At 43.1% G+C, this 13405-nt stretch carries 13 protein-coding genes and 1 tRNA gene; 8 read left to right on the forward strand and 6 right to left on the reverse strand.

Going from position 1 to position 13405, the window contains the following annotated elements; translation table 11 throughout:
* Positions 1–36: 36 nt before the first annotated feature.
* The 4 genes from F5613_RS13030 to F5613_RS13045 form a co-directional block, all read right to left on the reverse strand.
* On the reverse strand, positions 37–1230 hold the full coding sequence (locus F5613_RS13030; RefSeq protein WP_179400086.1) for a pyridoxal phosphate-dependent aminotransferase: 1194 nt from the start codon (positions 1228–1230) through the stop codon (positions 37–39).
* Between the two features lie 81 nt (positions 1231–1311).
* Positions 1312–2529 carry a bifunctional 3,4-dihydroxy-2-butanone-4-phosphate synthase/GTP cyclohydrolase II gene (locus tag F5613_RS13035; RefSeq protein ID WP_179400087.1) on the reverse strand — a complete coding sequence of 406 codons (1218 nt, stop codon included), beginning with the start codon at positions 2527–2529 and terminating at the stop codon, positions 1312–1314.
* Positions 2530–2531: 2 nt separating this feature from the next.
* Positions 2532–4469, reverse strand: a complete 1938-nt coding sequence (locus tag F5613_RS13040) for an LptF/LptG family permease (RefSeq protein WP_246303415.1) — start codon at positions 4467–4469, stop codon at positions 2532–2534.
* Positions 4470–4542: 73 nt separating this feature from the next.
* On the reverse strand, positions 4543–4926 hold the full coding sequence (locus F5613_RS13045) for an START-like domain-containing protein (RefSeq protein WP_079684401.1): 384 nt from the start codon (positions 4924–4926) through the stop codon (positions 4543–4545).
* A 188-nt stretch (positions 4927–5114) separates the two neighbouring features.
* On the opposite strand from F5613_RS13045, the gene F5613_RS13050 reads away from it, so the two are divergent.
* The 5 genes from F5613_RS13050 to F5613_RS13070 all read left to right on the forward strand — a co-directional run bounded on the left by F5613_RS13050 (position 5115) and on the right by F5613_RS13070 (position 9055).
* Positions 5115–5188, forward strand: a tRNA-Met gene (locus F5613_RS13050).
* A 1030-nt stretch (positions 5189–6218) separates the two neighbouring features.
* Positions 6219–6707 carry an RNA polymerase sigma factor gene (locus F5613_RS13055; protein WP_179400088.1) on the forward strand — a complete coding sequence of 163 codons (489 nt, stop codon included), beginning with the start codon at positions 6219–6221 and terminating at the stop codon, positions 6705–6707.
* A gap of 59 nt (positions 6708–6766) precedes the next feature.
* Positions 6767–7312 carry a hypothetical protein gene (locus F5613_RS13060; RefSeq protein WP_179400089.1) on the forward strand — a complete coding sequence of 182 codons (546 nt, stop codon included), beginning with the start codon at positions 6767–6769 and terminating at the stop codon, positions 7310–7312.
* A gap of 53 nt (positions 7313–7365) precedes the next feature.
* On the forward strand, positions 7366–8223 hold the full coding sequence (locus F5613_RS13065) for a helix-turn-helix domain-containing protein (RefSeq protein ID WP_179400090.1): 858 nt from the start codon (positions 7366–7368) through the stop codon (positions 8221–8223).
* Positions 8224–8341: 118 nt separating this feature from the next.
* A complete protein-coding gene (locus F5613_RS13070; RefSeq protein ID WP_179400091.1) occupies positions 8342–9055 on the forward strand; it encodes a pirin family protein in 714 nt (237 codons plus the stop codon).
* An 82-nt stretch (positions 9056–9137) separates the two neighbouring features.
* Here the strand turns inward: F5613_RS13070 and F5613_RS13075 are convergent, their stop codons facing one another.
* Together F5613_RS13075 and F5613_RS13080 are read right to left on the reverse strand one after the other, a co-directional pair.
* Positions 9138–9458, reverse strand: coding sequence for a heavy metal-binding domain-containing protein (locus F5613_RS13075; RefSeq protein WP_068184722.1), 321 nt, complete (start codon positions 9456–9458; stop codon positions 9138–9140).
* A gap of 38 nt (positions 9459–9496) precedes the next feature.
* The gene (locus F5613_RS13080) at positions 9497–11710 is read right to left on the reverse strand and encodes a GH92 family glycosyl hydrolase (RefSeq protein WP_394353476.1); all 2214 of its coding nucleotides are present in this window, start codon (positions 11708–11710) and stop codon (positions 9497–9499) included.
* Positions 11711–11890: 180 nt separating this feature from the next.
* Here F5613_RS13080 and F5613_RS13085 point away from each other — a divergent pair, with 180 nt between their 5' ends.
* Genes F5613_RS13085 through F5613_RS13095 form a run of 3 tightly spaced genes read left to right on the forward strand, consistent with a single transcriptional unit; the run spans position 11891 to position 13405 of the window.
* A complete protein-coding gene (locus F5613_RS13085) occupies positions 11891–12412 on the forward strand; it encodes an RNA polymerase sigma factor (protein ID WP_179400093.1) in 522 nt (173 codons plus the stop codon).
* Positions 12390–12893, forward strand: coding sequence for a hypothetical protein (locus F5613_RS13090; protein WP_139376666.1), 504 nt, complete (start codon positions 12390–12392; stop codon positions 12891–12893). The genes F5613_RS13085 and F5613_RS13090 overlap by 23 nt, the downstream gene beginning before the upstream one ends.
* Positions 12890–13405, forward strand: a complete 516-nt coding sequence (locus F5613_RS13095) for a DUF4252 domain-containing protein (RefSeq protein WP_179400094.1) — start codon at positions 12890–12892, stop codon at positions 13403–13405. The genes F5613_RS13090 and F5613_RS13095 overlap by 4 nt, the downstream gene beginning before the upstream one ends.

Raw genomic sequence — 13405 nt, forward strand, 5'->3', positions numbered from 1 at the left:
AGAACCGGGCTTTACCATATGTTAACGGTTGTCTGCTTATTTCAATGCAGCCAATGCGTTTTTGATACGTTTGATTGCTTCAACCAGGTTTTCGTCTGATGTGGCATACGAGAAACGAATACACTCGGGAGCTCCGAAAGCAGCTCCGCCAACTGTTGCAACGTGTCCTTCTTCTAACAGATACATGGCCAGGTCGCCTGCATCCTGTATAACACGGTCGCCTGCTTTTTTACCATAATATGAACTCACTTCGGGGAACAGATAGAATGCACCCTGGGGATTGTTTATTTTGATACCCGGTATATCCTTGCACAATTTTACAACCAGGTCGCGACGGCGCAGGAATGCATTGCGCATTTCGGCTACACACGACTGATCGCCCGAGAATGCAACTTCGGCAGCTTTTTGAGCTACGGAACAAGGACCTGATGTATACTGACCCTGCAGCTTGTTACAAGCTTTGGCAATCCACAGAGGAGCGGCAATAAAGCCAATACGCCATCCGGTCATCGCATAAGCCTTGGATACTCCGTTGATAACCACCACGCGGTCTCTGATCGATTCGAACTGAGCAATACTTTCGTGTGCTCCAACATAGTTGATATGTTCGTAAATTTCGTCGGACAATACGATGATATTAGGATACTTTGCCAATACTTCGGCCAATCCTGCCAGCTCTTCCTTGCTGTAAACACTTCCGGTTGGATTGGAAGGAGAGCAAAGGATGATCGCTTTCGATTTAGGCGTAATGGCTGCTTCAAGCTGAGCTGGTGTAATCTTAAAGTCCTGTTCGATTCCGGCAGAGATAACCACGTTGGTACCTTCGGCCAGTTTAACCATCTCAACGTAGCTTACCCAATAAGGAGCAGGTACGATTACTTCGTCGCCCGGACCGATAATACTTAGTAATACGTTGCAAACAGATTGCTTTGCACCACCTGATACAATAATCTGGTCTGTTGTATAGGTCAGACCGTTCTCGTTTTTCAACTTAGCAACGATAGCCTTACGCAGATCAAGATAACCGGGAACAGGAGAGTAGAACGAGTAATTTTCGTCTACGGCTTTTTTTGCTGCTTCCTTAATATGATCGGGTGTAAAGAAATCTGGCTCACCTACACTAAGGTTGATTACATCAATTCCTTGTGCCTTAAGTTCGTTACTCTTTTGAGACATCGCCAATGTTTCCGATGGCGATAAACTTGCTAAACGATCTGAAACTTGTGTCATATCACTTCTATTTGTATTGAATGTTTTGTTATATCGTGACAAAAATAGATAATAGTATCGGCTTTTGCAACTAATTGACAATTATTTGATGTTATGTAGCACGTGTCCCATACGCTCTTTCTTTGTTTTCATATAGAAAGCGTTGTATTCGTTGGGCGTAATCTCCATGGGAACATTCTCAACGATCTGCAGACCATAGGCTTCCAGACCGATTCTTTTAACCGGGTTGTTGGTTATCAGACGCATTTTAGTTACACCGATGGAGCGTAAAATCTGTGCACCCACGCCATAGTCGCGTTCGTCGGGCTTATGACCTAAATGTACGTTTGCATCTACTGTATCGAGGCCTTTTTCCTGCAACTTATAGGCTTTGATCTTTTCCATCAGTCCGATACCGCGACCTTCCTGATTCAAATAGACTATAACACCTTTACCCTCTTTTTCGATAAGCTGCATCGATTTGTGAAGCTGTTCGCCGCATTCGCAACGCATGGATCCGAAGATATCTCCTGTAGCACAAGAAGAGTGAACCCGTACAAGGATTGGCTCATCTTTGGTGAATTCGCCTTTTATCAATGCGATGTGTTCTTGCCCGTTGCTTTTCTGACGGAAAGGAATCAGACGGAAATGTCCGAATAGGGTTGGCATATCCACCTCTTCACCTTTGTCAACGATAGATTCGGTTTTAAGACGGTATGCGATAAGGTCTTTTATGCAGATAATTTTGATATCGAATTTCTTGGCAACCTCCATCAGTTCGGGAAGACGCGACATGGTGCCGTCTTCGTTAATGATTTCGATCAGTGCTCCTGCAGGATACAAACCGGCAAGGCGAGCCAGGTCTACGGCAGCTTCGGTATGTCCGGAACGGCGCAATACACCACGCGAACGTGCCCGCAAGGGATTGATGTGTCCGGGTCTGCCAAGATCGGATGGTTTGGTGTTGGGGTCGGCCAGGGCCAGGATGGTCTGTGCCCGATCATACATGGAAACGCCGGTTGTACAGCCGTCTCCTAACTTATCCACTGTAACCGTAAAAGGGGTTTCAAGGATAGATGTGTTATTGGATACTTGCATCTCAAGATCTAATTCACGGCATCTCTCTTCAGTAATGGGTGCACACAATACCCCTCTACCGTGAGTAAGCATGAAGTTTACCTTTTCGGGGGTAATTTTTTCTGCAGCTACAATAAAGTCGCCTTCGTTTTCGCGATCTTCATCGTCTACAACAATTAAAAACTTTCCGTCGCGGAAATCTTCTATCGCTTCTTCGATGGTGTTTAATTTAATCTCGCTCATATTTATTTTGCTTGAATGTTTTCAATAATGATTTGTTTTACTTCGTTGCTCACCTTCTGAACCACCCCTATGTCGTGTATCAACAGTTTCCGGTTGTACATTTCAAACAGGTAATAGGTTACGCCCACAGGCAACAACAGGGCAATCACCAGGTTCAACCCCTGGGGGATAGCCTCTCTTCGTTTGCTGTATCCGTTCAGGAACGGATAGTCCATCAACTTGTTGAGAAGCAGGATATGATCGGAGTTGGAAAGCTCTTCCACAAGTTCTTCCAGCAAGGTGGCAATTTGAACCGCTCCTTTGTTTTTTTCTCCTTTTTTCCAAAAAGAGATATAGCTTATTCTCGATTTGTTCGATTCGAGGAATGTGCTGCAAAGCGCAGACAGCTCGTCGATCCGTGCCGTTGCCTTTGTATAATCGGGAGGAGTCATAATCACCTCTTTCTGTTCAATCTTCCTTCCTTCGCTTTTACCTACCACCTTTTTGAACCAGTTGATATAGGTATCCGCATTCAGGATAACCGAATCTTTGGCCGCTTTGTAAGTGAGGAAAATGCCTAAAGGAGCCAGAACTGCCGAACTCAGCCACATGCCTTCCCATTCTTCCCATACGCCGCTTCGCGCCATTTTAAAGCCAATGTTATCTATAATGTAATAGATAATGAATAGAAAAACGGAAATCACCACCGGCATACCGAGTCCCCCTTTCCGGATGATGGCACCCAGAGGCGCCCCGATAAAGAAGAAAACCATACAGGCGAAAGAAAGTGTAAACTTCTTATGCCACTCGATGATATGCCTGCGTATTTTGTAATCATCGTCCTCCAGCGTAGAGGCCCGGAAGTAATACTCTGATTTTATAGATTCAATGGCACTCCTTGCCCTGTTAAGCAGAGATGCTTTGCCGGAAGGGTCGTTTGCCTGATAGAGACTATCGAAATTGAGTACTACAGGTGCTCCCTTTTCTACAGCTTCAACCACCGGTTCATTGCCCGGCTCCGGAATAGCCGCTCTGTTCCTGAAGGAGGCGAACGACTTCTTATAAGAGAAATCGTAGATGCTGCGGGCATTGTCCAGTTTAACGCTGTCCAGACGCTGAGTCATGGAATCGATGGACGTACGCAGATCCTTCAGGTTCTTTCCAACATATTGATTTTGCAGGAACGACTCGTCGGTACGTGTAAAATTGGCATTGAATTCAATCAGCACTTCCCGGTACCTGAAAGATTCCCTCCGGTAGGGTACGGCAGTTGTAATATCGGAGGAGCCCTGACTTTTAAGATTCTCAAAAGATTCTCCGTTGTATAGCGACAGAACCAGGAAGAGCTTGTCGGCCGACGTTTTCAATCTTCCCGAATCGGCTACAATCACTCTGGCGTTGTTGAACCCTTCGGAATAATCGTAGATCATCATGTCTTTAAGCAGTCCGGTTTTATTGTCCTTCTCCTTTACATACACATTAAAGCCGGTAATGCCGTTATAGAAAGTGCTTTCGGGGATGTCGAGTTCGGGCGACTTCTCTCGCATGGAGTAGAGGAGCGAGAAGAGCTTGACCTGTACCACCGGCATGATGTTGTTTTGGAATACAAATGCGGTAATGCTGACGATAACCAGGGTTATAATAAGCGGACGCATGATGTGCGTAAGCGAGATGCCGGCAGCCTTCATGGCCAGTAATTCCAGACGCTCGCCCAGGTTTCCGAAGGTCATTAAGGATGCTAACAGAATGGCAAGCGGCAGTGCCATGGGTACCATGTAGAGCGCCGCGTAAAAGAACAATTCGGCAAGTACAGGAATTTCAAGTCCTTTCCCTACCATATCGTCAATGTACCTCCACAAGAATTGCATAAGTACAATAAACAGACAAATGCCAAATGTCATAGCGAACAATGGCAGAAATGTCTGCAGCATAAATGTATATAATCGTTTTGCTCGAAACATTGCCTATTCAGGTTGAATGGACAAAAGTAGTGGAAAAAACGATACAAAAGCTAATTCTTTATGTGAAACTACTCTAAATGCCCAGAGTACGTTTAAGTTCATCTACCTGTGTGTCCCACAAACTGATGGAATCGCTCTTCTCCGAAGGTTCTGAAAAGTCGGTTATCTCCAGAGATGTGGCTCCGGTAAGCTCGATGGTATGAATAATAAATTCGAAATAGGCCGATTCGTCCTCTTCATCCTCCCAACGGTATCTTACACTTACCTCGGGCTTCATGGAAACCACCTGGGCACGTTCTTCAACCTTGTTCCATTTAAATGTGTACAGCGAGTCGTCGATTGTTACATCGTCTGCAAACCAGGCCGACAATCCGGGAGGTGTCGTAAGATGATTCCACAAGCTTCGTTGTGAAACTTTATCAAAAATGTATTCAATATGAAACTTCTCTTTCTTCATCAGGATCAACTGTTTTATGCGGAGCAAGATAAAAAAATAATTCAAGAAACCCAAGGATTCAAATTAAAAAAACACTTAACAATGAACGTATTAACTGAAACACTACTAAAATGGGCAATTTTTTTTCACTAAAGAGTTGCATAATATAAAAAGAAGCACTACTTTTGCACCATCAAAATGAAAATGATGGCGAGATAGCTCAGCTGGTTAGAGCGCATGATTCATAATCATGAGGTCCCCGGTTCAATCCCGGGTCTCGCTACAAATAAGAAATAAGGCATTTGGGAGGCTCCACTCCTGGGTGCTTTTTCTTTTTTCTCCCCCCCCCCTCTGTATCTCAGCATATATTTTTGCATAATCTGGATAGGAAGAATTAGATCAGCGACAAAAGTTGGGTCAAAATTAAAATGATTTATCTAAGTGTTCCTAAATAAGATTAAATGGATAAGGATCCCAACCAATCATGATTTGAGTTAATAATACCCAAAGGGATACTTGAATACCTTACTATAGTAGGTTTTGATAAAGGGGATAGTGGAAAGTCTGTTTATGATAAAACTGAGGATCAAGGACCAATTCTGAGTTTAAATATTATTATCGCTAAAATATCCTTCATATCCTTCACATTTTCAAGTAAGTCGTTTTATAACAGTGTATTAGTATGGTGGGTGGTGACTGATATCCTTCACTTTTTTCCGAATATCCTTCACTTTATGTTTCACCTATTGAATTATCCTTCACTATTTCATTGTTTTGTTCGAATCCAGCACTCTTTATTCGTAATAAATCCTGTAAGCTTACGAAGGATTTATTAACCGGCTTCTTCCTTTTATATCTATTGGTGTACTTAATCCCGGATTATGGATCGGATCCTTTATCTATTATCCCGATCCCTTAAGTGAACTAACCCTAAGGATGCGGGAAACTATTCCTTTCATAACTATGAGTTATTCGTTTAACAGCTGTTGAATGCAAAGTAGTCATATGGATAACTTGCATTCAACAGCTGTTAAACGAAAGGTAGTCATATCGCAAACGAATAGTTCTTCGTTATGCCCGGAATAAAAGTCTTAAATGAAAGAACTATCTCTTCGTATGGATTTGTCTAATACTGTTATATGCGACACTTTTTGAAGCATTCTTTTTATTTAAATTTCCTATCCTGCATTGTCATCGTTTCTGTCTAAAATTGAACTTGGATGTATTCCCGGAAAAAATAAATCATTATTTCTTCCTTCTTCATTGTAATTCTTTTCAATTTTGAACGACTAATATTGAAAAAGGAAAAACAGATGAATAATATAGATCTTGAAAAAGCATTTATCGAAATAATCCAACAAAACGAACGAATTATATATAAGGTGTGTTCGTTTTATATTTCTGATGATGCTACGCTAGGTGATCTTTATCAAGATGTTGTAAGTAATTTATGGGTTGCTTACCCTAAATTTAGAAGCGAATGCGCAATTTCAACATGGATTTATCGGATTGCTCTTAATACATGTATTTCAAGTGTAAGAAAGGAACTGAAGAAACCACAGAGGGTGCCATTGTCTCAGTTGCCGGATATATTCGAACAAACGGAGGATTCTAGTCCGGACGTTTCAGAATTATATCGTTTAATTTATCAGCTGAAAGACATGGAACGAGCTATCATACTACTTTATCTAGAGGAAAAAAGTTATCAACAGATTGCAGATATAGTTGGATTAACCGTATGTAATGTGGCCATAAAACTGAAGCGGACCAAAGAGAAGCTGCTTAGTATGTCTAACAAATAATAATAATAAATATGGAACTGGATGATTTAAAAAAAACATGGGATTTAATAAATGATCGCATGAAGCAAAAAGAGAAAATGGATGCAGCCATTATAAAGGAAATGCTGCTTGCAAGATCTGATAAAGCATTTAGCCGGATAATAAATTATGATTTCTTTAGTGCGATAGTCTGCGTAGTTGTTATAGGGTTACTTATATGGCAAATGAACCGGTTCTATTTTGGTCCGTTTAAAACAGGAATCTTTTTATTTGCCATTGCCTTTTCAATTGTAGGCGCGCTGCGTAGTATCCGGAATATTCTTATTCTGAATAAAATCAATTTTACGAATCCGGTCAATGAAAACATCCGTCTGGTTCAACATTATAATATTACAGTAAAGCGAAGCAGAATAATAAATTATAGTGCAGCTGTTATTCTGATAGCCCTGGTAGTTGTGGCTTGTCTTTTGTCTCCCAATATGGAGATGTGGCGATGGATAGCGATAGTAATAAGTGTTGTAGTAGGATCAATAGGGGCCTGGTGGGAATATAAGCAAATGTATCGAAAGAATATTGATTCAATATTAAAGAGTCTGGAAGAATTGAAAGACTTAGAAGAGAACTAATATTCTTACTTCGAATCTATTTGATTATATTTGTAGGAAGTAACATCGGGAGAATGAAAACATATACGCAGACAGAGGAATGGAATGAAGAGATGAACTTTTCATTTTACAGGATGGAGACTCTTTATGAGCTGAGTAATGGTGAGCCGGACGTGCCTCATCGCCACGATTTCTATACCATTTTACTGGTTTGCAAGGCCCGGGGGAAACATTTTATTGATTTTCACGAGTACGAGTTGACGGACAACCAACTGTTTTTTGTCAGTCCCGGACAGGTTCATCAAATGGTGGAGGAGGTAAAGCCCCGGGGATACTGCATCATGTTTTCGAGCCAGTTTCTGTTGGATAATCAGATCCCCATTTGTTTTATAGACGAGCTTCGGCTGTTTCATGATTATGGAGATTCTCCCCCGCTTGCTTTAAATCAGGATGTGCTTGAAAGGCTGGTCAATTATGCCGACGAGATGGAGCAGGCCGTTCAATCGAATATGAAATTCAAAGAACAAGCTGTAGCCTCTCTGTTGAACCTGCTCCTTATAAGATGCGATAATCTATGTGCACTTTCCAATGAGAATCCTCAGACGATAGAGGCAAAGAATACACTGCTGAAATCTTTCAGAAAGATGGTGGACGAGAGGTTTGCCGAATGGCACCAGATAGCAGATTATGCTACGGCATTGAACGTGACTCCCGACCACCTGAACCGGGTGGTGAAAAATATAATCGGTGTTACGGCCAAAGAGTATGTCCAGTCGCATATCATTGTGGAGGCCAAACGGTTGCTTTACTTCTCCGACCAATCTGCCAAAGAGATAGGTTATCGGCTGGGCTTTAGCGAACCGGCTAACTTTAGTGCCTTTTTTAAGAATATCACCGGTATTTCTCCTTCAAATTTTAAATTAAAACGCTGATATCGGATTTTCATATGTTTTTCCTGTTTATTCGTATTTCCGGACCATCCGCCCGGTAGTACCTTTGTATTGTAATCAAAAACAAGCGATTGGATATAAACAAATAAACAGAATAGATATGAAAACAGTATTGCATAAAGCGGCATCGAGAGGACATGCCAATCATGGATGGTTGGAAAGTTATCATACGTTTAGTTTTGCAAATTATTACAATCCTCAACGGATTCATTTCGGTGCCCTGCGGGTGCTGAACGACGATAAGGTGAGTGCCGGTATGGGTTTTGGGAAACATCCTCACGACAATATGGAGATTATATCGATTCCGTTGTCGGGCGAGTTGGAGCATAAAGACAGTATGGGCAATGTTGCTGTAATAAAAGCCGGAGAGGTACAGGTGATGAGTGCCGGCTCCGGAATTTATCACAGTGAGTTTAATAAAAGGGAGGATAAGGAGGTGCGTTTCCTTCAGATATGGATTTTCTCAAACAAAAAGAATGTGACGCCCCGCTACGATCAGATATCCATCAAAGAAATTGCGAAGGATAATGCTTTCTATCAGATTTTATCTCCCAACAGCGACGATCAGGGTGTGTGGATCTATCAGGACGCCTGGTTCCATTTGGGTAAATTTGAAGCGGGTAAATCGGATACCTACGAGTTTAAGAAAAAGGGTAACGGACTGTATGTGTTTGTGCTGGAAGGACAGGTTGAGGTAGAAGGACAGTTGCTGGACCGTAGGGATGGTCTGGGAGTATGGGATGCCGACCAGCTTACGGTTAAAGCCAGTGCCGATTCGGAGGTGTTGTTGATGGAAGTACCGATGACGGTCTGATTCCAGTCTTATCATAGGTATTAATAAATAAGAGGGTTGACTTCAAAGCGAAGCCAACCCTCATCTGTTTTATAGAATATGATTAAACATATTTTACGGCAGTCCCTGCAGCAGTAACCATAAGCATGCTTCCGTTGGCTCCTACAGTTTCATAGTCGAGGTCGATGCCTATTACAGCATTTGCTCCCATGCTTTTGGCCTGTTCGCTCATCTCTTTCATGGCGATCTCTTTGGCTTCGCGCAAAACGCTTTCGTACGATCCGGCACGTCCGCCAACGATATCTCTGATTCCTGCAAAAAAGTCTTTAAACATATTTGCTCCGATAATTGTCTCGCCAGACACAATCCCGTAATACTGCGTGATTTGTCGGCCTTCAATGGTGTTTGTGGTGGTAAGTAACATATGAATTGATTTAATTTACGAAGCAAATATACGTTTTTTTATAATTTATCTGTCATAGTAAACTCCAATAATCCACCATTCACAATATCATTGTAGGTAATAAACAGTTTGTCAAGTTTTTTGCCATTCAGTTTTACCTCCTTAACATACTTGTTGGCAGCACTGTTGTTGTTCACTTTTATCTGGAATGTACCTCCTTTTACCGGGATGGATGCCTGATCTACCATGGGACGTCCAATGGCAAATACTGGTTCGCCCGGGCACACCTGATAGATACCCAGTGCACTCATTACATACCAGGCCGACATTTGTCCGCAGTCTTCATTTCCAATAATGCCATCGGGCGCATTGGTATAGAAGTTCCGCATAATCTGATCGAGACGTTCCTGTCCTTTGTGTGGCGCGTCTGTCCAGTTATACAGATAAGCCATGTGGTGACTTGGTTCGTTGCCATGTGCATACTGGCCGATCAATCCGGTTATATCTCCGGAAGCTTCGGCTCCGTCAATCTGCGAAGAGGTGGTGAATAATGTATCCAGACGGGTTTCAAATTCGCCTTTCCCACCAATGGCATCAATAAAATTGTCCATATCGTGAGGTACAAAGAAGCTCCACTGGAAGGCGTTGCCCTCGGTGTAATCGCTCTTCATATGAGCCGAATAACGAGGATTGAACGGGGTGCGGAATGAACCGTCGGCCATTACGCCACGCATCATCTTTGTTTCCGGATCAAGGTAGCGCTTGTAGTTTTGTGCTTTAAGAGCGTAGGCTTCCGCCACCTCTTTATTTCCGGCATGCTCGGCAATCTTTGAAACGCACCAGTCGTAATAAGCCATTTCTACTCCCCATGAAACCGATTCCGGCAGCGAATCGGCCGGAACGAATCCAAGCTTTTCTTTAAAGTAAGTATGGCGGGTGATCAGATCCAGTTCGCGCGTTCCTTTAAATTTCTCTGCCAGATCTTCTCTGTAGACAGACGAGCGTGCGGCTGCTTCTGCCCAAACGGAAAGATCTCCTTCTGCCAGTCCCTTCGAAACAAGATCGGCCAATACTGATGTGGCAGGATAGCCCACCATGCAACCTGTATAGCTGGAAGCAAGAGGCCACTTCGGAAGGATGCCACCTTCTTTATATCCATGTACCATAACTTTGCCCCAGTCGGCCGCCAATGCGGGATCAATGATTGTCATCAGCGGATGCAAAGCCCTGAAGGTGTCCCACAAAGAGAATACGGTATAATTGGTATAACCTGCTTCGGCTGTGTGTACCTGCTTATCCATTCCAAGGTATCTGCCATCCACATCCTGATAGGCAAAAGGTGCAATCATAGAGTGATAAAGCGCGGTGTAGAAGTTTTTCATCACCACTGGATCCGAGCTTGTCATCGATACTCGGTTCAAAGCTTCGTTCCATACCTGTTCCGATTGAGCCACGGTTGCGTCGAAGTCCCATTCAGGCAGTTCGCTTTCCATATTTTTTACAGCACCGTCAGTATCTACCGGTGACAGAGCCACTTTTACAAGCAGAGGTTTGTCTGATGCCGGAAACTTGAAGTGGTATTTCAAATCTTTGTCCGAATGCATCTTGGAAGGAACGGAGGCCGGGGTTTCTTTACCATCGGTAAACATACGGATGGAATCGGCCGGTTCAGAAAAAAGAATACGGTACGAAACAGAATGGAAATGAGCCCATCCCTGAGTACGGAATGTTCCCCGGATCTCTTCGTTGGAAACCACTTCCACATCATTCGATACCAGTTTATGTCCCCAGTTTGGCTGAAGGATATGTCCCAGATCCAGCATCATCCTGCGGTCTGACGTGTTGCTGTAGGTGTATTTATGAAATCCTACCCGATCGGTGGATGTAAGCGCTACGTCGATACCGAAATTATCCAGGCGGACTTTATACAATCCCGGCGAAGCCTGTTCAGTTTCTTTCGTAAAGGTGGCTACGGGTTTGATGGAATCGCCTCCCGAGAAGGGAAGTAAAGCCACATCGCCCAGGTCGCCGATGCCAGTACCGCTTAGATGCGTGTGACTGAAGGCGTAGATCTGGCGGTCATCGTAATGATAGCCGCTGCTGGCATCCCAACCCATAATATGTGTATCCGGACTAAGCTGAACCATGGCAAAAGGACGGGTGGCTCCGGGAAAAGTATGACCGTGAAAACCGGTTCCGATAAACGGATCTACGTATTGTATCTTGTTTTCCTGTTCCTTTACAACCTGTTTAGTCTGGCATCCGAAAAATATTAAAAAGGAGAATGCAATAATAGATGCAATTGTTCTTTCCACTTTCTGAATAATTGATTTAATTTGTACTTAATAAAAATAACGAGAATTTAGGCGAAAAGTTGATACCTGGCAACAAAGTTACTAAAAAGTTTCTGGAACTTGCAACTTTCAATTGACATCAGCGTCTTACTATTACAGATGAAAACAGAAGAGTTTACAACGAAAATACTTCCTCTGAAGAATAATCTGCTACGGGTTGCATACCGGATAACGGGCAACGCGGAGGAGGCGGAAGACGTTGTACAGGAAGTGATGTTGAAAATGTGGAGCCAGCGGGATAGCTGGGATACGATAGATAGTCTTCCTGCTTACTGTATGATGATGAGCCGAAACCTGGCTTTGGACAGGATTCGCCATTGGCGCAGCCACGAAGAAGAGGTAACGGACGATCAGCTGGCTGTAGTATCTGATGCAACCCCGTTTAGTGAGGTTGCCTATAATGACCAGCGTGAATGGGTGTTGCGCCTGCTGGAAACGCTTCCCGACCTGCATCGTAAAATGATTCAGTTACGGGAAGAAGAAGAGCTAAGTTATGCCGAAATTGCCGGCGTACTTAATATAACGGAAAGTAAAGTTAAATCAGACCTGTTCAGAATACGCCAATACCTGAAACAGGCATTTGAAAAAGTAAATAGTTATGGATTACGCAATGATAAATGAACTATTGAACAAATACTGGCTATGTGAAACTTCGCTTGAAGAAGAGCGTGAGTTAAGACGATTTTTTGCTTCGGAAGAAGTTCCGGAACATCTACTCGCATACAAAGCCTGGTTCTGTGGCCGCGACGAAGCTGCTATTCCTGTGCTGGGAGCCGATTTCGATAAGCGAATCCTGAAAAAAATCAAACCCAAAGAACGCCTGTCGTTTCATTTGGGCCGAAGATACGTTACGGGTATCGCTGCATCTCTTGCGATCCTTGTTGCTGCTTCTCTCTACGTGTATAATCAAACCGACTGGGCGGATCCCTCTTACCAGGATACCTATCAGACTCCCGAGGAGGCGCTTAGAGCAGCCCAGGTGTCGCTGTCTTTTGTCTCTTCCGAAATAAACAGGGGACAAAAAATGGTTTACAATGAAATGAAGAAAACAGCACCTATTACGGATCTCATAAATAATATTGATAAACTTGAAGGAGAATGAGTATGAGGAGTAAGACTTTGCTTGTCACTTTGTTGCTGATCACTGCAACGGTAGCCTCTTATGGGCAGCAGTTTGCGGGAAAATTTCTGAAAGAGTTTGATTACGACCGGAATTTCTCTGTAGTAAATATTACTCCCGAAATGTTTGGCATGATGGGAAACATGGACATAGATGACCCCGATTTAGCCTCTTTGATTAAAAATATTGACGGACTTCGTATTGTTTCCGCACCGAGTAATAAGCCCGTTTACGAAAAATGGTCTCTTAAATCTTTATCCGGTTTTGAAGAGATCATGTCCATCCGCAGCCCCGGAGCTTCGGACATGCGGCTGATGGTGAAAAGATCTAAGAATAAGGTAAAGGAGCTGGTGATGTTTGTGAAAAACGACACCTCTTTCGTGGTAGTAAATATTGCGGGTAATATGGAGATGAAACAGTTATCCAAATTATCCGGTATTACAGGTGTGAAAGAACTGGAACAACTAGATAAAACCAAAGACAAAGACAAATAA

Source organism: Macellibacteroides fermentans, assembly GCF_013409575.1.
GTDB lineage: Bacteria > Bacteroidota > Bacteroidia > Bacteroidales > Tannerellaceae > Macellibacteroides > Macellibacteroides fermentans.